Genomic DNA, 22,311 nt, shown 5'->3' with positions numbered 1-22,311 from the left:
CGCTCAAACGATACCTCGGACTATCCTGGGCAAAAATCCGCTCAACGAAGAGCGCTTGACCCTACGTTAACTTTTTGCGTTGGGAAGCGTGATATCCGGACTCTATCGAAGCGCATATTTAGTTCTGCCTTTTCTTCCAATGGAGGGCGAATATGCTGCGCCATGAATCCTATCCAAATTATATTGTCGCCGATGCGGGAGTGGTCTCAATCCTTGATTGCGATACATTATCTCTCGCAACCGGAGCCAGCCAATCTCAACAAGATGCGCTCAACGCAATTCGACGCATAGATCCTGCCGTCAGACATAAGGTCGATTTACACGCCGGTGCGGATCCATTCTTTCCGGTCGCCGTCGACACACCGTCCGATGATGATATCCGACTCAGAGCACGGCAGTCTTCATTCGCGCCCTTCATTCTGGGGCAACGATCATATCTCAACCGCTTAACAATAAATATCGCGAACAGTTGCAATCTTTGGTGTTCTTATTGCTATGCCGATCACGGGCATTATCATGATACAAAACACCTGATGAAGCCGGATCGCGCCCTGCGGATCTTTGAGCAAACATCCAGGCTCTATGACGGTATCGGCAATATCCATTTCTTCGGCGGCGAGCCGCTATTGAATCCCAAGACCATCGATGCCGTCTGCATCGCGGCGAAGGCCCGTTTCCCAGATATCGGCTTCGCAGTCACTACAAACGGGACGCTCGCAACGCCGGAAATCCTCGATGTCCTCTCTCGACACGGCATCGCGCTCACAATCAGTATCGATGGCCCGGCCCCGGTCCATGATGCACAGCGCCCGACTGTCTCGGGCGACGGCAGCCACGCAAAGATTTGCCAATCAGTCGAGCTGTTTACCCAACGCGGCATCGAATGGAGCATTGAGTGCACCTTCAATAAGGCGCATCTGGAGGCCGACGTCTCGGTGTCTGACCTGCTCCGGTATTTCGACGCCGAGTTTAACGAACCCGTGCCGCATATTGCCTGGTCCTATGTGCCGCTCAAGGACCTCGTCGCCGATGACGGCTACACCAAAAACGGCGTCTTCCGTGACGATCTGGAAGAGCAGCAGCAAAGCTTCATCTCAGTTGATCAACTGATCACTCAGTTCCGAGATGCCGCCCGGCTTTCGATGCAAAACATTGCGGCCGGCAGCGGTGGCGTTCTTTCCTTTGTTCAGGATACACTGACCTCATTGCAACTGCGCCGCAAATCTGACGCCTATTGCCCCGCTTTTTCCAGCCAAATCTCTATTGGCTCGAATGGCGATATCTATCCATGTTTCATGTTCTTTGGCGACCCAAGAATGTGCATCGGCAATATCGACCGGGCCAATATTGATGTTCCACGGGCACAGGAAATTTGGAGGAAATACAGTAGGGAATTCTCTGATAGTGCAACCGGCACGCAGCGTTGGTTTCGAAACCTTGGATTTGGCTGTATTGCTGGAGATTACATTTCAACAGGTACATTTTCGAATAGACTTTATTACGACATACAAGAAGCAATTGTCGAAGAAGTTCTTCTCGGCATTGCTCAATTCGAGGCAACCCGAATGGCGAAAACCGATTCCGGCAGCTTAAAAGCAACCTAATAGAGGAAATCGATATGCCACATGAGAAGATAGCTCGCGCGATTATCCGCGAGGTTCCCGTGATGTCCATTGGCGAATTGCTCAAAGGGCTAGACGACCCCACCACGCCCCTGGCCGCCGGCAATGGCTGCGGCAATGGGTGCGGTGGGAATTGCCGGGCCCCGGTCGGGCTCTCGTTTGACCAGTTCGGACATGCCGAGATCTCGGAAGATGAACTGCTCAAGGCCTCGAAGGACGCCGCCGGTCTGCGCGACGCATTGAAAGCACAGATCGCCAGCAGCTTCTAACGGCGGTCCGGCACCGGCGGCAGGGACTGCCTCCTTCGAGCGACTCGAGCGCTTCGATGGCCGAAGGTTTACGCCCGGATGAGACTGATCCGGAACGTGCTAGGCAGAACAAATCGCCATTTTGCGATACTTCCCTGTCGCCGGGCTCAAACCCCGTCATCCGAAGCGGGTGACATGGAACCGCTGCGCGCCCCCAGCAGCACCAGCCAAAATCTTGAACATCACCAATCCTGATTTGACGAACAGACCTTCGCATTGATGAAATGCACCGACCTTAACAGGAGCATGTTCAATGCATATCGGCTTGATAGGCGGCATCGGCCCTGCCGCGACACTTGTCTATTACGAACGGCTCGCGGCGCGAATGCGCACCCTGGACAGCCGGTTGGAGCTCACCATCGTCCAAGCGGACGTCCACGACCTGATCCGGAACAACAACGCCGATCAACGCCACGCCCAGGCGGAGATTTACCTCGACCTTCTCAACCGTCTCAAAGCGGCAGGTGCCGATTGCGCGGCCATCACCTCTCTTGGTGGGCATTTCTGTTATGCCGAGACCGAGAAAATCTCTCCCTTGCCTTTGATCAGCGCCATCACCCCGCTAGACGAGGCCTTCGCAAGTGAGGGCCTGGAGACCGTCGGCCTGCTCGGCACGGAGGTTGTCATGCGCACCGGCCTTTACGGTCAGATGGCCAAAACCCGCACCGTCGCACCCGCATGTGACTTGGTGGAGCTCGGCAAAGTTTATCAAGATGTCGCGGTATCCGGCATTTGCACCGAGGCACAGCGCGCACGGTTCTTTGAGGAAGGTCGCCGGATGATCGACGATCAAGGCGCCGAGGCGATCGTTATGGCTGGCACCGATCTTGGCCTTGCATTTGACGGCTACGACCCCGGTTACCGCATCATCGATGCGCTCGACATACATGTAGATTTGCTCGCCCGCTTGGCTGCCGATCACCTGACGCTTGGGCAGATCACCTGATTGACCGCAAGCCAAGGACATGGAACATGTTTTTCCATGTTAGACCCGAGCCAAATCACCGCCGCCGCGACGCGCATTGCCCCACATATTCGCCACACGCCCATGATCGGCATCGAACCCGGGGCGCTTGGCCTGGAGTATCCAATTCAGGTCAAGCTGGAACACACGCAGGTCACCGGCTCCTTCAAGGTGCGCGGCGCGTTCAACAACCTGCTCAGCCGTGAGGTGCCTGAGGCCGGTGTGGTTGCAGCATCAGGCGGCAATCACGGCGCGGCAGTGGCTTATGCCGCCACGAAACTTGGCCACAAATCGAAAATCTTCGTCCCAAAAGCGATTGCTAAGGAGGAAAAACTCCGCCGCATGCGCGCCTTCGGCGGCGAGGTGATCCTAACCGACGGATCCGTCGCGGATTGCATGACACAATATGCCGACCACGCGGCCGAAACCGGTGCGCTTGCGGTTCATCCCTATGACACGGCCCCAACGCTTGCCGGCCAAGGCACTGTCGCCAAAGAAATCGAAGAGCAACTGGACGGTCTCGACACGATCATGGTTGCCGTCGGCGGCGGCGGTTTGATTGGCGGTATCGCGGCCTGGTTTGGCGAGCGTGTGAATGTCGTATCGGTCGAGACGGAGGGGACAAATACGCTCGCTCGGTCTCAGAAAGAGGGTCCGAATATCGACGTCTCCGCCTCGGGCATATCGGCGGGCTCATTGGGCGGTCCGGCGCTCGGTGCCCTGCCCTATGAGATTGTCATGGAGCGGGTCAAAGACACGATCGTGTTGCCCGATGCCGAGGTCTACACCGCCGCACGCCGCCTCTGGGAAGCGACGCGCCTGATCGGAGAACCCGGAGCCGCAACCGCGCTGGCTGCATTGACCTCTGGCGCCTACACGCCTGCACCTGACGAGCGTGTCGCGGTGCTTCTGTGTGGCGGCAATGCGGAGGTGGATTGGTTCACCGGCTAGCCACGCCGCCATTGCCTGATCAAGACAAATTGCATATCTGCGGGAATTCGTGATTTTGCCGATGTTTGAAGCTTTGCTACCCTTCTGATCAGGCCCCGCAATGGGTCCAATCCTGCCGCAACGAGCAGGTGTCACGACTGGAAAGGGTAATACGATGCGCGCAAGACGCCTTTGCGCCGCCATTGGTTTGGCGGCATCACTACCCCTATCAACAACCGCCGCGCCGATTCATTGGCCCGCTGATGGAACGGGAGAGGCCGGTGTTGCCTTTCACTGCGCCGCGGTCATGACGGCCTTCGGTCAAGCTTATGAATTCGCGACCGAATTGACCGGCTCCGAGAATGCCCCGCGGTTCCAAACGCCCACAAGATTGGTTGATCTTGCAGGCGGCCCGGACCGATTGGGTGAGATCGCCGAGGCCGCAAGCGCTTGGCGCGACAATTGGGAAAGTCTGGGGCGAACCAGTTTCTATCCCCGGCTGACCGAATCCGGCACGCCTTACCTGGCCGATGATGGGCTTGAACTGCAAAGCGCGGTGAGCCGCTGCGCCGCGCATTTCGAACTCTAGGCACCGATACCGCGCGCCTTGAAAAGACCTCTTGCCTTGCAACAGGTCGCTCTCCAAGTTGCGCCCATGGCACCGATCCGTTTGTTCCTCGCCGCCCTTTTTCTGCCCTTGCCAGTTTGGGCGGACGGCCTTTCGGCGCCGGAGGCCGCGCTGTTGCCGCGCATTATCGATCACGAATGTTTCGACATTCGCAGCGATCTGAATGGCTGCGAATCCGTGATCTTAATGACCTCAGAGATAGATCCAGATGCCGCGGATCTCGTCATCTACCCCGACAGGCGAACCGATGACGCTACCGGCCCGTTGCTGCTGGCGCGTGCCGTAGCCTTCAATGGCAGCATGTGGGGCATGTCGCCCTCTCTTGCGCAGGCCGATAACGGCTCGTTGTTGGTGCATTCTGAGCAATCCGGTATCGGCCGCGCGCCCTGGTTCCAAACGCTGACCATCGCCTGGCGTGACAATGCGTTTGTTGTCGCAGGGTTCAGCTACTCAACCTATGACCGGCTCACTGCCCGCGATTTCCACTGCGATATCAACATCCTCACTGGTGACTACACCCATGAGCTCAAAATTCCGGAGCCCGAAGGTGACGGCGACCACGATGAGGTCATCGCCGATCAAGGCCGCGGTCCCGGCGGGCATATTCCGCTCACAGATTGGGATGTCTTCGGCCCTTTGCCCGCCCCGTGCAATGCCGCGATCAACCGGTTCTACGCCGAATAGCGGACATCAAGCGGCATCCCAGTGACCGCGCCGTAGCGCCCCGCGCATGGCAACCGACCAACGGCGCCACAGATCCGCGGCAGCATGGCCGGGTGAGGCCTCCCGAAGGGCGGGCCGAGTCGGCCATTCTCCCCCCGCCGCATCTTGCCACCGCCCGCGATCTGGCCCATCTTCGCGCCCATGAGCAAGCCACCCGCCGACAACCCCACCGAACCGTTCAAAAAGGCCCTGGCCGAGGCCACGCGCGTCCTGGCCGATGACCCAGAATTGTCGGTGAGCTATTCCGTCGACCCCCCCGGTGCGACCAATGATAGCGTGCGCCTGCCGCAGATCAGCCGGCGGATGACGCGGGACGAGATTCTGCTCGCCCGCGGCACCGCGGACGCCCTGGCGCTGCGCCACAAATACCACAACCAGGCCACCGCCAACCGCTATGCGCCGCAGGGGCAGATGGCCCGCGATCTGATGGAGGCGATGGAAACCGCGCGCTGCGAGGCGATTGGCGCCCGCGAGATGCCCGGCACGGCCACCAATATCGACGCAAAAATCGGCTCTGAGGCCCGCCGCAAAGGCTATGGCGAAATCCGTCAGGCTTCCGAGGCGCCGCTTGCGACGGCCGCCGGGTATCTGATCCGCCATTTGGCCACGGGCCGCGATCTTCCGCCGGAAGCGGCCAATGTGATGGAACTCTGGCGCGGTTTCATCGAAGATCGCTGCGCAGAGACGCTCGACAATCTCGATGGCACCCTCGCCGATCAACAGGCCTTTGCCCGGCTCGCCCGGCAACTGATTGATGATCTCGGCTATGGCGACCAACTCGGCGACGACCCTGACGAGACCGACCCGGAAGGCGAAGACGAAGCCAGTTCCGAAGAGGAAGAGCAGCCCGATTCCACCGGCGACGCGGATGATGACGACGAGCAAGACAGTGAAGCCGCGCCAGAGCGCAGCCAAGAAGAGCAGCAGGACGCGTCTCAAGCCCAGGTCGAAATGGACGACACTGGCGAGATGGAAGAGGCCGAAGAGCAGGAACTGCCCGATGGAGAGGCCCCGCTCGAGCCGCCTCCACCCGCGCCGCACTCCGAGGCCGACCCGGATTACACCGTCTTCTCAACCGAGTATGATGAGGAAATCGCCGCCGAAGACCTTGCCGAGCCGCAGGAGCTGGAACGCCTCCGCGCCTATCTCGACCAGCAGCTTGAACCGCTGAAAGGCGCGGTCAGCCGTTTGGCCAACAAACTTCAGCGCCGCTTGCAGGCGCAACAGAACCGGTCTTGGGAGTTCGACCTCGAGGAAGGCACGCTAGACGCTGGCCGTCTGGCCCGCGTTGTCGCCAACCCCACCACGCCGCTCAGCTTCAAGATCGAGAAAGATACGGAGTTTCGCGATACGGTGGTGACGCTCCTGCTCGACAATTCCGGCTCGATGCGAGGCCGCCCGATTTCAATCGCGGCGATCTGCGCCGATGTTCTGTCCCGCACGCTGGAGCGCTGCGGCGTGAAGGTCGAAATCCTGGGCTTCACCACCCGCGCTTGGAAAGGGGGCCGCGCCCGCGAAGACTGGCTTGCCGCCGGACGCGCACAGCAACCGGGCCGTCTGAACGATCTCAGGCACATCATCTATAAGAAGGCCGATGCGCCGATGCGCCGGACCCGGGACAATTTGGGCCTGATGATGAAAGAGGGCCTGCTGAAAGAAAACATCGATGGCGAGGCGCTGGAGTGGGCGCATCGGCGGATGATTGGGCGGCCCGAGGCCCGGAAAATCCTGATGGTGATCTCGGATGGCGCGCCTGTCGACGATTCAACACTGTCCGTTAATCCCGCGAATTACCTGGAAAAACACCTCCGCGATGTGATCGCCATGGTGGAGAAACGCCGTGCGGTAGAACTCCTTGCCATCGGCATCGGTCACGATGTGACGCGGTATTATGACCGCGCCGTGACCATCACCGATGTCGAGCAATTGGCCGGTGCGATGACGGAACAACTCGCCAGCCTCTTCGACGCCGACCCCCGGGCCCGGGCCCGCGTCATGGGGATGAAGCGGGCCAGCTGATGTTTCAAAGTTTCACCGCCACCACCCGGCCCGAACAGGGCCCACCCCGCCTCGCCGCGCTTCGCGCAGAAATGCTGGAAGCCGAGGTTGATGGATTTCTGGTCCCACGCGCCGATGCGCATCAAGGTGAGTATGTCGCCGCACGGGACGAACGCCTGCCTTGGCTGACAGGCTTCACCGGGTCCGCCGGGTTTTGCGCGGTACTGCCGGAGATCGCTGGCATTTTTGTCGATGGCCGCTACCGGCTGCAGGTCAAAACCCAAACGGATACGGATCACTTCACGCCGGTCGATTGGCCCGAAACCAAGCTCGAAGACTGGCTGATCGCCGAGCTGCCGGGCGGCGGGACCATCGGCTATGATCCTTGGCTGCACACAACCGCCGAGATCACGCGGCTTGAGAAAGCCCTAGCACTGCATCAGATCACACTGCGCCCGATAGACAACCTGATCGATGCCATCTGGGCGGATCAACCCGACCGTCCCGATGGCGCGGCCCTGGCCTATTCGGCGGAACTCGCGGGAAAGACATCTGGCGAGAAACGCGCCGAGATTGCCGCGCTCCTGCAAGAGGCTGGTGAGGCCGCTGCCGTTCTGACCCTGCCGGATTCCATTGCTTGGCTGCTGAATATCCGTGGCGCGGATTTGGTGCATCTGCCCGTTGTCCAGGCGTTCGCCGTGATTGATACGGCCGGGCATGTGACCCTCTTCTCTGAACCCACCAAATTAGCCGGTCTGGGTCCCGACCCCGACATCACACTCCGCGACTGGTCCGATTTCGAGGCTGATCTGGCGACTCTGTCCAGCCCGGTGCGTGTTGACCCAGCTACGGCGCCACATCAGGTGCGCCTGGTGTTGGACGCAGCTAGCATTGAAGTCTCGGACGGTGCCGACCCCTGTCTCTTACCAAAGGCGCGCAAAACCGCCGCCGAGATAGCCGCGACAACACAGGCGCATTTGCGCGATGGCGCGGCGATGGCGCGGTTTTTGCATTGGTTCGACGAGACGGCCCCGGACGGCGGATTGACAGAAATCGACTGTGCCAAAGCGCTGGAAGGCTTCCGGGCCGACACCGGCGCCCTCAAAGACATCAGCTTTGACACAATCTCCGGCGCCGGCCCGAATGGTGCGATTGTGCATTACCGGGTCACCGAAGAGACAAACGCGCCACTCCTGCCCGGTCAGCTTTTCCTGATCGATAGCGGCGCACAATACGAAGACGGGACCACTGACATCACCCGGACCTTGCCGGTGGGTGAGGTCGGCCTCGAAGAGCGCACAGCCTTCACTCAGGTCTTGCGCGGCATGATCGCGATCCATCTGGCGCGGTTTCCAAAGGGTCTCACCGGCCGCGATCTTGACGCTTTGGCCCGTGCGCCGCTTTGGGCGGCCGGACGCGACTATGATCACGGCACCGGCCATGGCGTCGGCGTCTATCTCAGCGTGCATGAAGGCCCGCAACGCCTCTCACGCGCCTCCGATGTCGCGCTGCAACCCGGCATGATCCTCTCCAATGAGCCAGGATACTACCGCGAGGGGGCCTTTGGCATTCGGATCGAGAACCTGGTGGTGGTGACCGAGGCGGAGACGCCGCAGGGCGGCGATGCACATCGTGAGATGTTCTGCTTCAACACCCTAACCTATGTACCGATTGACCGCCGCCTGATCGACCGAGATCAGCTTTCGCCTCTGGAACTCGGCTGGCTCAACACCTATCATAAGGAAGTGGCCCGCCGGATCAGCCCGCTTCTTGAGGGACCGGTGGTCGAGTGGCTGGCGCGCGCGACAGCGCCCCTCTGACACATTACCGTTACAGGCCCAGGGCACATCCTGCCCGACAAGGGTCTTTTCACAGACAAAAAGACTGGCAAGGGGAGGCAGGTCATGGCTGAGCATATTACAATTCGCAACGCGCCCGGAAAATGGGTGGTGCGCGCCGATGGCGCCGTGATTGGCGAGACGGACCGCGCGTTGGAGCTTACCGAGGGCAGCTATGCGCCGGTGATTTACTTCCCGCGCGACGATATCGGTATGGCGTTTCTGGAACAGACAGCGAAGAGCAGTCATTGCCCACATAAAGGCGATGCAACCTACTTCACCATCTCGACCACGGGCGAAGAACTGACGAACGCGGCTTGGAGCTATGAGGCGCCGAAGGCTGGCGTCGAACAGATCCAAGATCATCTTGCGTTCTTCACAGATCGGGTCGCCATCGAACAGCTCTGACGGGGCGCGCGCCAGTTAGCTGTGCTCTTCGGCCGCCGTCGCGGCCAGAGCACGGTTATACGCTTTCAAGGCGTCGACATGGAACAAAGCGCCCGTGAGCCTGGGTGAGGTGTCGCCCGGCGTCAGGCGCACCACAGGAATGAAATCCAGCGCCGTCCGCTCGAAGATCGGCAAGGCCCGCTCCAATGTCGCGTTTTCATCTGTGAAAATGCCCTGCTCCATCAATGTGTTGAGAGCATCCTCAGATGCGGCATTGTCATGATCCATCGGGCGCATCACTTTGCTCACACGGAACATCGACAAGAGATAGGCCTGCGGTCCGGCGGCCAAATGGATGTTGCGCCGCTCCAGTTGGGTCAGGAAGAAAGATCGGTCGACCAATCGCGACGACAACGCCGTCGACATCGAGACGGCCACCATCACCGCCAAGCCGGTCTGCCAATCGCCCGTCAACTCAAAGACGATAAGGGTCGTCGATATGGGTGCCCCCAAAACCGCGGCGGCCACAGCCCCCATGCCGGCCAGCGCGTAAAGCGTCTCGGACCCTGACACAGTGGGCAGAAGTCCGGTTGCGATGATGCCGAAGGCCAAACCGGCCAGCGCACCGACCATCAGCGATGGCGAGAACACGCCACCTCCCATCCGCCCGCCCACCGTGATGGCCACGGCGGCGGTCTTGATCATCGCAAAGACGATCGCCTCATGCAGAAGCAACTCGCCGGTCAACGCGGCGGATGTCGTCTCATAGCCGACGCCGATAATGTGGGGGAACCAAATCGCGATGGCACCCAGCAATAGCCCCGCCACAGCCGGGCGAAGCCAACGCGGAATATTCGCCAAACGTTGAACCAAGCTCGCCATATCCTCGGCCCAAAAAATCGACCGCATGAAGGCCACCGCGATCAGGCCGCAAATCAGCCCCAAGATCAGAAAAGCCGGCAATTCCACATAAAATTGCAAGGCCCCATCACGGCCCAAACTGAACTCCGTCACGTTCCCAAATTCGAGCCGGTTGATCACTGTACCCGCGGCGGAGGCGATAACAATCGGCGCGAAGGCATGCACAGCGAAATGGCGCAGCACCACTTCTAACGCAAATATCGCGCCCGCGATCGGCGCGTTGAACGACGCACTTACCGCCGCCGCCACAGCGCATCCCAAGAGGTCGCGTCCAGTGATCCCGTTGGCTTTGATCCAATTGGAGACTTGGCTGGAAATCACAGCGGCCAAATGCACCACTGGCCCCTCCCGCCCCGACGACCCGCCCGAACCAAGCGTAATCAACGAGGCCAGCGCCGACGCAATCCCGGCGCGGGTTTCGACCCGGCCATCGGCCAAGGCCGCGCCCTCGATCACATCCGCGACGGATCGCACCCGCGCATCCGGCGTGAACCAGTGTAAAATGAGCCCCACAGCCAATCCGCCCAGAGCCGGGATCACCAGAATCCAATACCACGGCAAGCTTTCGGCGAAGCTATGCAGCATCCGCACATCTTCGACACCGTAAAGCTGTTCCTGAAGCGCATTGATCCCCATGCGGAAGAACAGCGCGGCAAAGCCCGCGGCGATCCCAATGGCCAGGGCGATGAACCAAAACTGAACCTGGCTCGGCCCCTTCTGGCGCAACACTTGCCAACCACCACGACAGGTCTCGGAAAACCTGCCGAGCTGATCTTTGACAATCGGGCCTATGCCTTTGAACAAGGGGGAGATCCCCATCTGATAACCCATGTCGGATATGCACGCCTGCGGCGGGGTCGATCATGTCACCACGAGCGGGCGGCGTGCACCCAAAGGCTTGAGCGCAGGCCTATCTCGGTTCTAAATCAGGATGTTGTGCCTGGAAACCCCACGAAATGGATAGGTTCATGCCCGCCCTGCCCCAAACACCGGAAGATATCCCCAACGCCTTTGCCGCCGCTTGGATGGCTCGCGATGCTAAGGTGCTCGCCGCCTTTTTTGCCGAGGACGCGGACTTCGTAAATGTGGTGGGAATCTGGTGGGAGGATCGAATGGCCATCGAAAAGGCCCATGACTATGGGTTGCGAACGTTCTTTTCCAAATCCCGCCTCGCAATCGGCCGGGTTAAAACGCGTCGTGTCACGGCGGATGTCGCAATAGTCCACGCCAGAATGCGTCTCACCGGCCAGCGCGCGCCAGACGGTTCCGAAGCAGCAGGACGCAGCACGATCCTGTCATTCGCCGCCCATCACACAGATCGCGGCTGGCAGGTCGTCTCGGCGCAGAACACCGACATCGTGCCCGGCGTCGAAACGCAGCTCAACACCGGCGGGCACCTTACGCCTGCGGATTACCGCAATCCGTAAACTTTCTCTGCTTCTCAAATATCCCCGCCGGAGGCCTCCATCCGCGCCACACAGCAGATGCCCTATGCCCCACACCCAGGTCGACAGAAAGCACCAATCAGAAAAAAGCGTGGCCCGGAACGGGCCTCAACCGGATCACTCAGATCCCGTCTGAAGCAAAGCCTTCGCGGCGTCGCGCGCAGCGTCGGTCACGATGTCACCCGCCAACATCCGCGCAACCTCATCCACGCGCGCATCTTCGCTCAATGGGCTCACATCCGACGTAGTCACCCCATCGGCCACAGCTTTGGCCACGCGCCAATGATGGGCACCGCGCGCAGCAACTTGCGGTGAATGGGTCACAACCAATACCTGCCCACCCTCGGCAAGGGCTGCCAAGCGTTTGCCTACAGCATCCGCTGTCGCGCCCCCCACGCCACGGTCGATCTCGTCAAAGATCATTGTGACGCCTTCCGCTTCCCGGGTCAGGCAGACCTTCAAGGCCAAGAGAAACCGCGACAGTTCCCCGCCGGAAGCAATTTTGTTCAACGGTCCCGCAGGCGCACCGGGATTGGTGGCCACCACAAAGGCGACGGTGTCGATCCCGTCTGGCCCCGGCGCAGCGTCGGACAACGCCGTCGAAAACACCGCGCGCTCCATTTTCAGCGGCGCCAGTTCGCCAGCCATATCTGCGTCCAGCCGCTTGGCGGCTGCTGCCCGCGCCGTTGAGAGCGCCTGCGCGGCTTTGTCATACGCGGCCTCCGCCGCGGCCAATGCCGCCAGCAGCACATCGATCTGTCCGGCCCCGCCATCCAACGCCGCCAGACGGCCCCGCAAGTCATCGGCGAACCCGCTCAGATCGTCGGGCGGCACCCCATGTTTGCGTGCGAGGCCTCGTAACGCGAAAAGCCGCTCTTCTGTTTCTTCTAACTCGCCCGGGTTGAAGGCCAGGGCCGCCGCAAACCGCTCCACACCAGCTTGCGCCTCGCCCAAATCGACCAATGCCCTCTCAATCGCTTCGATGGGTGCCTCCAAACCGCCCTCCGCCCGGTCGGATAGACCGTCGAGCCAACGGACCGCATCGCCCATCGCGCCTTCGGCCCCGTCCAGACCCAGAGCCGACAACGCCTTGCTCAGATCCTCGCGCATCCGTTCCGCCCCCTGCATCAGGCGGCGGCGGGTATCCAGCTCCGCCTCCTCTCCCGGGATCGGGTCTAGCGCATCCAATTCGCCAACCGAATGCCGCAGGAAGTCTTCTTCGGCTTGCATATCTGCAAGCGCGGCCTCGGCCGCGGCCAGATCCTTGGCCGCGACAGATCGGGCGCGCCAGAGGCGCGCAACCTCATCGCGCATGGCGTCCAACCCGCCAAATGCATCCAGCATGGCCCGATGCTGGCGCGGGTCCAGCAGCCCACGATCATCTTGCTGACCATGCAACTCGACCAACGTCTCGCTAAGCGCGCGCAACACCTCGCCCGACGCGCGGCGATCATTGACCCAGGCGGTCTTGCGCCCCTCTGGCGTATTGACCCGGCGCAAGATCACCTCTGCGCCGCCGGGCAACCCCGCCTCTTCCAAAATCCGATGTGCTGGATGGTCAGGTGCCAGATCGAAGACCGCCACGACCTCGCCTTGCGCGGCGCCCGCGCGCACCAAATCGGCCCGACCACGCCACCCCAGGACAAAACCCAAACTATCGAGCAGAATGGATTTCCCGGCTCCGGTCTCACCAGTCAACACATTCAAGCCCGGCTGAAACGCGAGGTCCAACCGATCGATTATTAACATTTCGCGAATATCGAGACCGCGCAGCATCAGCTCTCATCCCGCCGGGTGGGGCATGGCCCCAATCCTATAGCCAATCGCCCCGTACCGTTTGCCGCCAGATGTCGCGCAGCCAGCCTTCGCCCGACGCCTCGGGGCTGAGTTCTTGACCGGTGAGCAGACGGAAACTGTCATCATAGAAGGGCGACGATTGGAAGTTATAACCCAGGATCGCCGCCGCCGTTTGGGCCTCGTCCGTCAATCCGAGCGATAGGTAGGCTTCGGCCAAACGGTGGAGCGCTTCGGGCGTGTGGCTCGTGGTCTGGAACTCCTCAACCACAACACGGAAACGGTTGATCGCCGCCGTGTAGTGGCCCCGGCGCAGGTAATAGCGACCGATTTCCATCTCTTTGCCGGCCAGATGGTCGAAGGCGAGGTCGAATTTCAAAATCGCCGATGTGGCATAAGGGCTATCGGGATAGCGTTCGATCACGACACGCAGAGCCTGCAAGGCTTGAAATGTGAGGCCCTGATCCCGGCCCACTTGATCAATCTGATCGTAATAGCTCAGCGCCAAGAGATATTGGGCGTAAGCCGCTTCCTCATCGGCGGGATAGAAATCGATATAGCGTTGCGCCGCAATGCGCGCGTTCTCATAATCCTCATCTGCGTGATACGCGAAGGCGGCCATAATCAGCGCGCGCTGCGCCCATTCAGAATAAGGATGTAGGCGTTCAACCTCAGTGAAAAGCTGCGCCGCCTCATCGGGATTGTCTTGTTCCAGTTCGAACTCGGCGCGCTGGAAAATCTCTTCGGCCCCCAACTCTTCCAAGGGAACCTCATTGGAGCGGTTACCAAACAAGCCGCCGCCGCCGAATAAGCCGCCACCCTCTCTGCCGCCACCACAGGCCGCTAAGGTCAGAATCAAAGCCATCGCAACACCGAATCTCAAGCGTGTTCCGATCATGCTTCGCCCGCGTGACATTGCCTGCAACCCCGTCCACCGTCTTCGGCAGGCTTGATCGCCTGCCCTGTCTGACCATGGTCCTAGCACATTAAATCTGAGGGCAAAATGCCTGAATGCAGCCCATCGGCGCTTCAAGCAACGTGGGCGAGATCGGCGGCATTCACCCCGACACCCGGAAGCCGGGCCACTTGCGCCGATGTGCATTCCACCAGGCGGTACGCCGAAGGCGTTGCGAAAAGAGCCCTGAGAAGCTGGTTGGTCAACATGTGACCGGCCCGTTCCCCTTCATAATGACCCAAAATCGGCGCGCCCGCCAAAGCCAGATCGCCAAGTGCGTCCAACATTTTATGACGGACCGCTTCGTCCGCGTGCCGCAACCCGCCCGGACTGGTGACCTCATCACCATCAAACACCACCGCGTTTTCGCCCGGAACACCGCCCAAGGCCAAGCCGCTGGCTTGCATCGCGTCCACATCCGACTGACGACAGAACGTACGACTGTCGCAAAGCTCGCGCACAAACCGCCCATTGGCCAGATTGGCGGTCCGTGTCTGGCGACCAATTGCGGCGTCGGTGAAATCGATGGTGAAACTCATCGTGAGCCCATCCGCTGGTGTGAGAGTCGCGACCGCGTCACCGTCGCGCACGCTTACCGGCTGCAATATCTCGATCGCGTGGATCGGCGTGCCCTGCCGCTGAAGACCGCGCGCCAGGAACCCTCGCACGAATTTCGCAGCCGACCCGTCAAGGATCGGCACTTCCGGCCCGTCAATCTCGACCAACGCATTGTGAATACCACAGCCCGCAAATGCCGCCATCAGATGTTCAACCGTCGAGACCTCGACACCCACATCGTTCCGCAGCTTCGTGCAAAGTCGGCTCTCTGGCACCAGGTCAAACCGGGCCGGGATCAAATTGTCTCGATCTTGGATGTCGCTGCGCTTAAACCAAATCCCGAAATGCGCGGCCGCCGGGCGCACGGTCATCCGTACCGGATGCCCGGTGTGCAAGCCGGAGCCTGCGAAGCTGATAGGGGAACGAAGGGTCGCCTGCACGAAGTCACCGTTTGCGCGTTTGAGTTACGATCTGCTCATAGGTCTCGATCCACAGTAGATCGGTTCAATCTGCTCCCTATCGGTCCGGCCAGATAGAGACAATTCAACCTTTATGTCGGCTTGCAACAATGCCCGTGAGGCTCGGCGAGATTCTGCCACCTAGGCAGGGAACATAGGGTAAAGAGTTGTTTTAAAAATAAAAAAGGCCAGCGCGATGCTGGCCTCTTCTTGTCTGTTGTGATGACTTAGTTGGCCTGGCGACGCAGGAATGCCGGGATTTCGATCCGTTCCTGTTCCGGGTCCACCTGGGTCTCTTCCGGCGCCGGGCGACTTGCCACGGGCGGTTGGCGGCGCTCAATCGGCGTCGGTTGGTCCTCGCCATGGCCAGTCATCCGATTGATCAGAGAGTTGATGCCAAAGCGCGGTTTGCCAGCGCTTTCGGCGTCCGCAGCAGCCTGGGCCACGGGTGCATCCTTGTTGATCGCGGCACGGAGGCGCGCCAAAGCCTCAGGCGACGGCGTACTGGCTGAGGCCGGACGTGGCGCTACAAACTCTGCCTCAGGCTCTGCCGCAGCGGCGGGAGCTTGCGCCGCCGGAGCGGCGTATGTGGCCACCTCAGGCTGCGGTTGATAGGCAGGAGCTGGCACATCGTCCTCCGCGACCTCGACAGCCGGTTCCAGCTCAGCAAACAGGCTTGGTTCTGGCTGCGCGGCATCGGCGGCGATCTGCGGCTCAACGACGTCTTCCTCCACGTCGGCCTGGGGGGCAGCAACCGGCTCACGCAGGCTGCGGCGGGTGGCGACGGGAATGTCTTGATGAATCTCGCTGGCATCGATGCCGGTGGCGACAACGCTAACCCGCATTTTGCCTTCCATCGACGTGTCCAGGGTCGACCCAACGATGATATTCGCCTCGGGGTCCACCTCTTCGCGGATACGGTTGGCCGCTTCGTCCAACTCGAACAAGGTCAGGTCATAACCACCTGTAATATTGATCAAAACGCCGCGCGCACCGCGCAAGCTGATCTCATCGAGAAGCGGGTTGGCAATCGCCTTCTCGGCGGCTTGAACCGCGCGGCTTTCGCCATCGGCCTCGCCGGTGCCCATCATCGCTTTGCCCATCTCGTTCATCACCGCGCGGACATCTGCGAAGTCGAGATTGATCAGGCCTGGGCGTACCATCAGGTCGGTAACGCCCTTGACGCCCTGATAAAGCACATCATCGGCCATCGCGAAGGCTTCGGTGAAGGTGGTTTTTTCGTTGGCGAGGCGGAACAGGTTTTGGTTCGGGATGATGATCAGCGTATCGACAACTTTTTGAAGCTGCTCAATGCCCTCATCGGCCTGACGCATCCGCTTCGCGCCTTCGAATTGGAAGGGCTTGGTGACAACGCCCACGGTCAAAACACCAAGTTCGCGTGCGGCCTGCGCAATGATCGGTGCCGCGCCGGTGCCGGTGCCGCCGCCCATACCCGCGGTGATAAACGCCATATGCGCGCCCGCCAGGTGGTCGACGATATCTTCGATGCTTTCCTCTGCAGCGCTCGCACCAACAGCGGGCCGGGCACCTGCCCCAAGGCCTTCGGTGACGCGCGCGCCCATTTGAATGCGCGCCGTGGCGGTCGACTGGGCCAGCGCTTGCGCGTCGGTATTGGCGACGACGAACTCACACCCGTCCAGCGATTGGTCGATCATGTTATTGACCGCGTTGCCGCCAGCGCCCCCCACGCCAAAGACTGTGATGCGAGGTTTCAAATCCGGCTGATCATCCGGCAAGGTGAGATTCAATGTCATAAGCTCTGTCCGCCTGTTTCATGGATAAGGGCCCCGGTCTTGTGCCGTTCGGCCATGTGCTGCCTCATTTTCATGCGAGATTACCTGTTTCGTTGACCTCCGTCACGTGAAAACTGGCAAAAAACCACGAAATATGGTGGAAATGTGGCAGAGATCGGCGGTATTTCGCCCGATCCGCTGTATCTTGCGGTCACCAGTTGTCTCGGAACCATTTTACCGCCCGTTTCAGCGACCGCGCCGGGTACCGATCAGCCGGCACTTCGAAGTCCCACCACTCGTCTTGCGGATAGGCCGCAAAGAGCGACAGCCCGACACAAGCAGAGAATGCCGGACCACATGCCGACTGCGGCAGGCCCTGCACCCGGAGAGGCCGCCCAAGCCGCACTTGGTTGCCCAAGATCTTCGACGCCAACGCATCCAGCCCCGGCACTTGGCTCGCCCCACCGGTCAGCACGATCCGCTGACTCGGCAAATGGTCGAAGCCCGCCGCATCGAGCCGCGCCCGCGCCTCTTCCAGAATTTCCTCGACCCGTGGCCGCATCACCCCGATCAGCTCGGCCCGGCTTATTGCGCGGCGGTCATGGTGCCAATCGCCGGTATCGGCCTCCAACTCGATCATCTCGCGATCGTCCATGCCGGTCGCCACCACGCCACCGAAGCGGGTTTTCAGACGTTCGGCATCGTTGATCGGGATCTGCAGCGCTTGCGAGATGTCCGAACTGACATGATCGCCGCCCATTCGCACGGTATCCGCAAAAATCATGTGTTTCTTGATGAAGATCGAAATACTCGTCGATCCGCCACCCATATCGACACAGGCTGCGCCGAGCTCCTGTTCATCCTCAACCAAGCTCGAAATGCCCGCCACGTAAGGCGACGACGCCACACCAGCCAGTTCCAAGTCACAGCGTTTGACGCAATAGAGCATATGTTCGATCGCATGCGCATCGATGGTCAGCAGATGCATATCCGTCGAAAGCCGGTTGCCGACATGGCCACGCGGGTCACTCAAGCCCGTGCGATGGTCGAGCGCGAAATTCACCGGCTGCGCGTGCAGAACCTCGCGGCCTTCGCCAAAGTCTGGCACATCGCAGGCGGCCAAGACCCTTGCCACGTCACATTCGGTCACGGTGCCGGTCTGCAAGCTGACCTCACCAGTCAATCCGTAGGACCGTGGTCGCGCGCCTGCAAAGCTGACGATCACATGATCCACCCGGGTGGCGGCCATCTTCTGCGCGCCCTGCACGGCGGTCCGGATCGCACGCTCAGTTTCCTGCATCGTGTCGATTTCGCCGAATTTCACGCCGCGAGACCGCGTCGTCGCGGCCCCAATCACTCGGAAGGAACTCTGCCCCGCCATCGCGCCCACGCCATCAGCGGGCCGAAACTCATCGGAACTGTCAAAGCGCAGCACCAGACAGGCGATCTTGTGGCTGCCGATATCCAAAATGGCCATCACGCCTCGGCGCATCGCTTCCTGGCGTTTGGCGCGCATGGCCCGCTGTGACTGGTACAGCATACTCATCCGTTCCCATCTCCGATCTCAATGCCCCGCATCCGGCGCAATTCCGTCAGCGCATGGGGGCTCAGTTGTAAACTGGGGCGCGCAGGGTTGCGCATATCGATCCTGACCACATCGCGGCCAAGCACATCTTGGGCATCATCGAGCGCCAGCACGCGATCGAGCGCGGTCTGGGCGTCTTCCGCGGGTAGCAAAATGCGCCGCCCGTCTCTCAACACCACGTCCCAGCGGCGCTCTCCCATCCGCACCAGCCCATGCAGCCGCTCACCCAAGGGCGCGGCGGCCTCGATCAGCGCCAGCGCCTCTTCAACCGCCAAATCGGCGCCCTCCCCCGCAATCATTGGGAGCGGTGCGATCAATTCCCGTTCGGCAACGCTGGCCACATAATTGCCCTCGGCATCAAGCAGGACAGGCTCAACGCGGGTTTGCCAGATTATAACCGGCTGACGCTCTTCGATGGTTACCGCCAAGTATCCGCCGGATTGGATGCGCAATTCGGCGCGGTCTACGGCGGGCACCTCTTCGAGCGTGGTGCGCATCGCATCCAAGTCCAGATCGAAAGACGAGACTGGCAAATCCAGCGCCAAGACCCCCCTGAGCTCTTCGGCCAATTGCGGGCTGGCCCCGTCGATATTCATCAGGTTCACGCGAAACTCGGGCCGGTTCTCGATCTCGCGCCGCACCTCCGACACTTGATCCGTCACCGCACGCCAATTGGCCGGTTCTGACATATACCATCCCACGGCCATAATCACCGCAAACGCAGGCAGACCGACCCGGAGAAAAGAGCGGAAAATCGGCGTCAGCCAGAGCCGCTGGAACCGATAAGACCAGATCGACGGCGCGGGATCGCGCGGCGGTAGAACCGGGCCACGGCGGGCGATCAGCGGTCGCATGATGCATCCTCCACGATCCAGGCACAAAACTGCCCGAAACTCATGCCGCAGACCTGCGCCTGCTCGGGGCTGAGCGAGGTCGGGGTCATGCCCGGCTGCGTATTGGTCTCCAAGATGATCAACCCATCCAGACCGCGCGCCTCATCCCACCGGAAATCAGTCCGCGACACACCACGGCATCCCAAGGCATCATGCGCCGTCACTGCCATGTCCATGCATGCATCAAAGATCTGACTCGGGATATTGGCGGGCACCTCATGGCGCGACCCACCAGGTGCGTATTTGGCGTGATAGTCATACCAGCCATCGGTGATAATATCAGTGACGGTCAGCGCCTTGTCGCCCATCACGGTCGTGGTGAGTTCGCGACCCGGCGCATAGGTTTCCACCATCACCTCTGGCGGCATGATGTCTTCAAGCTGCGGCGGGCCGTTGGCGGCCTCTTGCACAATATAGACGCCGACCGAGGAGCCTTCGTTGTTCGGCTTCACCACGTAAGGCGGGGTCATCACATGGTCGGCCATGACGTCGGCTTTGGGGGCCAAGAGGCTTTCAACCACGGGCAAACCATGGGTCCGAAACACGGTCTTGCTGCGCTGTTTATCCATCGCAAGCGCCGAGGCCAGCACGCCGGAATGGGTGTAGGGAATGCGCAGCCACTCGAGAAGGCCTTGGACGCAGCCATCCTCACCCCACCGGCCATGAAGGGCATTAAAGACAACATCGGGTTTGAGATCGCCCAAGCGCGCAGGCAGATCGGTGCCCGCATCGAGCTCCGTCACCTGATATCCCTCACCCCGCAGCGCGTCGGCGCATTCACGCCCAGTGGACAGAGACACCTCGCGTTCCGCCGAGGGGCCACCCATCAAAACCGCAACTGTGGGGCGTGCTCTGCTCGAACGCACCGCCACGATCTGCCTCATATACCGCCGGGCTTATTTGACGCCCGTTTGGTGTTGTTTTCCGCCGGTTAGTCCGACGGTTTGTCGCCCGCAGGTTCCCCCACGCGCATAATTTCCCACTCTAGCTCTATTCCACTGTGTTGGAAAACCTTTTTTCGGACCTCCTCGCCCAATCCTTCCAGATCGGCTGCGGTGGCGGTACCGGTGTTGATCATGAAATTGGAGTGTTTCGGGCTCATCTGCGCCCCACCCCGGGTCGCCCCGCGCATGCCCGCCTGGTCAATCACCTTCCAGGCCTTGAGATCATGGATGTCGTCGGCGCGCCCAGTGGAGCTGAACCCCGCGGGATTACGGAAGGTCGACCCGGCGCTGCGGTCTTTCGTGGGCTGGGTCGCGTCGCGTTTGGCGAGTTGATCCTCCATGCGGGCTTCTAGCGAGGCGGGATCACCCGGTTCGGCACGGAACGTAACGGAGGTGATCACCGCGCCCTCGGGAATGTCGGTCTGACGGTAGGCGAAATGGATATCATCGGGTCCAAGTGTCACCCGGCTGCCATCTCTGAGGATGGCTGTCGCCTCGACAAAATGATCCGCGACATAGGAGCCATAACAACCTGCATTCATCTTCAGCGCACCCCCAATCGAGCCCGGAATGGTGCGCAAGAAGGTCAGATCCAGCCCAGCCTTCGCCGCCTTCCGCGCCACATGAGCGTCGAGCGCAGCGGCCCCCGCCGTAACGCTGGTCTCTCCCGTCTCAATCCCGTTGAAGCCGCGCCCAAGCCGGATCACCACAGCGCGAAGGCCCCCGTCGCGGACGATCAGGTTGGACCCCACGCCCATCGGAAAAACCGGAAGCGCCGGATCGAGCGCCCTTAGAAAAGTCGCAAGATCGTCTTCATCGGCAGGTTGGAAGAACACATCTGCCGGGCCACCCACACGAAGCCATGTGAGATCGGCAAGAGGGCGCGCCAGGGTCAAATGGCCACGAGTTTGGGGAAGTTTTGTCAATCGGGCGCATCCTGTTCCAAACGCCGCCCTGCGACAGGCGAACCGATGCGGCCATCGATAAACGCGCCAACAGTGACGAGCAAGGCGCTATGAACTCGATACGCTGCTGCCAAAGCATCCTAAAGGTGACTTCATTGTCTTGTCAGGCGGTTCGACAGCGAAAGGGCGTACCTATTGGCTGCCGCTAACCCGGCGCAACCAGCGACCCAAATAGATCAGCGGCCAACGCAAGATCGACGCCCCCGCCAACAACAGCCCCAAGCCCCACCACGGCCCAAGTTGCCAGGTCACATAGCCCAGAAGGGGGATACCGGTCGCGATCAGTATCCAAGCCGCCGGCCAATGATACCGCTGCGGCCCAAGCCCGATCAGACAGGCGATCAGCGCCCAAAGGCATGCCAATGTCAGCGACAAAGGCATCAAGTTTCCCCTTTCAAGCGATCCAATGCGCGGCGGGCGAAATAGATTAGGGGGCGGCGGAACATCGACAGTACGGCGAACACCACCAGCAGAACCAAAAGCGGGCCATGTTGCAAAGCCACATAAACGGCCAGCGGAACGGACAGGATCAGTAGCGTAATGCCCGGAAGATACTGATGCCGCATCGGCAACATCGCCACGATGGCGGCGGCCAGCACCCACAAACAGGCCAAGGTCAAGGATACGCTCATATGGCCGCT

Annotated in this window: 21 protein-coding genes; 10 read left to right on the top strand and 11 right to left on the bottom strand. The window is 60.8% G+C overall.

All coding sequences use genetic code 11. The features are described 5' to 3' along the window. The first annotated feature begins 152 nt into the window (after positions 1-152). From GTF44_RS05990 to GTF44_RS05950, 9 genes are all read left to right on the top strand, one after another. Complete coding sequence (locus GTF44_RS05990; RefSeq protein ID WP_171558240.1) at positions 153-1,604, top strand: radical SAM protein; 1,452 nt, start codon at positions 153-155, stop codon at positions 1,602-1,604. Between the two features lie 14 nt (positions 1,605-1,618). After that, positions 1,619-1,891, top strand: a complete 273-nt coding sequence (locus tag GTF44_RS05985; protein WP_145210487.1) for a hypothetical protein — start codon at positions 1,619-1,621, stop codon at positions 1,889-1,891. A 292-nt stretch (positions 1,892-2,183) separates the two neighbouring features. Then, complete coding sequence (locus tag GTF44_RS05980; RefSeq protein ID WP_145210490.1) at positions 2,184-2,876, top strand: aspartate/glutamate racemase family protein; 693 nt, start codon at positions 2,184-2,186, stop codon at positions 2,874-2,876. A 36-nt stretch (positions 2,877-2,912) separates the two neighbouring features. Then, entirely contained in the window at positions 2,913-3,845 is a 933-nt protein-coding gene (locus GTF44_RS05975) for a threonine/serine dehydratase (protein ID WP_171558238.1), read from the top strand. 154 nt (positions 3,846-3,999) lie between these two features. After that, positions 4,000-4,413 carry a hypothetical protein gene (locus GTF44_RS05970; RefSeq protein WP_171558236.1) on the top strand — a complete coding sequence of 138 codons (414 nt, stop codon included), beginning with the start codon at positions 4,000-4,002 and terminating at the stop codon, positions 4,411-4,413. Between the two features lie 66 nt (positions 4,414-4,479). Continuing rightward, positions 4,480-5,136: a hypothetical protein gene (locus tag GTF44_RS05965; protein WP_171558235.1), complete on the top strand. Its 657-nt coding sequence runs from the start codon at positions 4,480-4,482 to the stop codon at positions 5,134-5,136. Positions 5,137-5,316: 180 nt separating this feature from the next. After that, complete coding sequence (cobT, locus tag GTF44_RS05960; RefSeq protein ID WP_171558233.1) at positions 5,317-7,194, top strand: cobaltochelatase subunit CobT; 1,878 nt, start codon at positions 5,317-5,319, stop codon at positions 7,192-7,194. Continuing rightward, on the top strand, positions 7,194-8,993 hold the full coding sequence (locus GTF44_RS05955) for an aminopeptidase P family protein (RefSeq protein WP_171558231.1): 1,800 nt from the start codon (positions 7,194-7,196) through the stop codon (positions 8,991-8,993). The genes cobT and GTF44_RS05955 overlap by 1 nt, the downstream gene beginning before the upstream one ends. A gap of 84 nt (positions 8,994-9,077) precedes the next feature. After that, the gene (locus GTF44_RS05950) at positions 9,078-9,419 is read left to right on the top strand and encodes a DUF427 domain-containing protein (protein ID WP_145210507.1); all 342 of its coding nucleotides are present in this window, start codon (positions 9,078-9,080) and stop codon (positions 9,417-9,419) included. A gap of 15 nt (positions 9,420-9,434) precedes the next feature. Here the strand turns inward: GTF44_RS05950 and GTF44_RS05945 are convergent, their stop codons facing one another. Further along, positions 9,435-11,138, bottom strand: coding sequence for a chloride channel protein (locus GTF44_RS05945; RefSeq protein WP_145210510.1), 1,704 nt, complete (start codon positions 11,136-11,138; stop codon positions 9,435-9,437). A gap of 149 nt (positions 11,139-11,287) precedes the next feature. Between GTF44_RS05945 and GTF44_RS05940 the strand changes: the two genes are divergently transcribed. Beyond that, the gene (locus GTF44_RS05940; protein ID WP_171558230.1) at positions 11,288-11,746 is read left to right on the top strand and encodes an SgcJ/EcaC family oxidoreductase; all 459 of its coding nucleotides are present in this window, start codon (positions 11,288-11,290) and stop codon (positions 11,744-11,746) included. Positions 11,747-11,881: 135 nt separating this feature from the next. On the opposite strand, the gene recN is transcribed toward GTF44_RS05940, so the two are convergent. The 10 genes from recN to GTF44_RS05890 all read right to left on the bottom strand — a co-directional run bounded on the left by recN (position 11,882) and on the right by GTF44_RS05890 (position 22,302). Continuing rightward, the gene (recN, locus tag GTF44_RS05935; protein ID WP_171558228.1) at positions 11,882-13,540 is read right to left on the bottom strand and encodes a DNA repair protein RecN; all 1,659 of its coding nucleotides are present in this window, start codon (positions 13,538-13,540) and stop codon (positions 11,882-11,884) included. 37 nt (positions 13,541-13,577) lie between these two features. After that, positions 13,578-14,456, bottom strand: a complete 879-nt coding sequence (locus GTF44_RS05930; RefSeq protein WP_145210518.1) for an outer membrane protein assembly factor BamD — start codon at positions 14,454-14,456, stop codon at positions 13,578-13,580. Between the two features lie 131 nt (positions 14,457-14,587). After that, the gene (gene lpxC / locus GTF44_RS05925; RefSeq protein WP_171558227.1) at positions 14,588-15,511 is read right to left on the bottom strand and encodes a UDP-3-O-acyl-N-acetylglucosamine deacetylase; all 924 of its coding nucleotides are present in this window, start codon (positions 15,509-15,511) and stop codon (positions 14,588-14,590) included. Positions 15,512-15,756: 245 nt separating this feature from the next. After that, on the bottom strand, positions 15,757-17,304 hold the full coding sequence (gene ftsZ, locus GTF44_RS05920; RefSeq protein WP_171558225.1) for a cell division protein FtsZ: 1,548 nt from the start codon (positions 17,302-17,304) through the stop codon (positions 15,757-15,759). A 190-nt stretch (positions 17,305-17,494) separates the two neighbouring features. Next, complete coding sequence (gene ftsA / locus GTF44_RS05915) at positions 17,495-18,829, bottom strand: cell division protein FtsA (protein ID WP_145210527.1); 1,335 nt, start codon at positions 18,827-18,829, stop codon at positions 17,495-17,497. After that, positions 18,826-19,722 (bottom strand): cell division protein FtsQ/DivIB, encoded by an 897-nt coding sequence (locus GTF44_RS05910; RefSeq protein WP_171558223.1) that lies wholly within the window; start codon positions 19,720-19,722, stop codon positions 18,826-18,828. The genes ftsA and GTF44_RS05910 overlap by 4 nt, the downstream gene beginning before the upstream one ends. Further along, a complete protein-coding gene (locus GTF44_RS05905) occupies positions 19,710-20,588 on the bottom strand; it encodes a D-alanine--D-alanine ligase (protein ID WP_253261181.1) in 879 nt (292 codons plus the stop codon). Before GTF44_RS05905 ends, GTF44_RS05910 begins: the two co-directional genes overlap by 13 nt. 104 nt (positions 20,589-20,692) lie before the next feature. Next, on the bottom strand, positions 20,693-21,631 hold the full coding sequence (gene murB / locus GTF44_RS05900; RefSeq protein ID WP_171558220.1) for a UDP-N-acetylmuramate dehydrogenase: 939 nt from the start codon (positions 21,629-21,631) through the stop codon (positions 20,693-20,695). A 171-nt stretch (positions 21,632-21,802) separates the two neighbouring features. Further along, the gene (locus tag GTF44_RS05895; protein ID WP_145210539.1) at positions 21,803-22,051 is read right to left on the bottom strand and encodes a DUF2484 family protein; all 249 of its coding nucleotides are present in this window, start codon (positions 22,049-22,051) and stop codon (positions 21,803-21,805) included. After that, positions 22,051-22,302, bottom strand: a complete 252-nt coding sequence (locus tag GTF44_RS05890) for a DUF2484 family protein (protein ID WP_171558218.1) — start codon at positions 22,300-22,302, stop codon at positions 22,051-22,053. The genes GTF44_RS05895 and GTF44_RS05890 overlap by 1 nt, the downstream gene beginning before the upstream one ends. Positions 22,303-22,311: the final 9 nt, after the last annotated feature.

Origin of the sequence: Roseobacter sp. HKCCD6576-2, assembly GCF_013179285.1 — a bacterium.
GTDB classification, from domain to species: domain Bacteria; phylum Pseudomonadota; class Alphaproteobacteria; order Rhodobacterales; family Rhodobacteraceae; genus Rhodophyticola; species Rhodophyticola oceani.
Note: the sequence above shows the minus strand (reverse complement) of the source record. Positions and strands in the feature narration are given on the sequence as shown.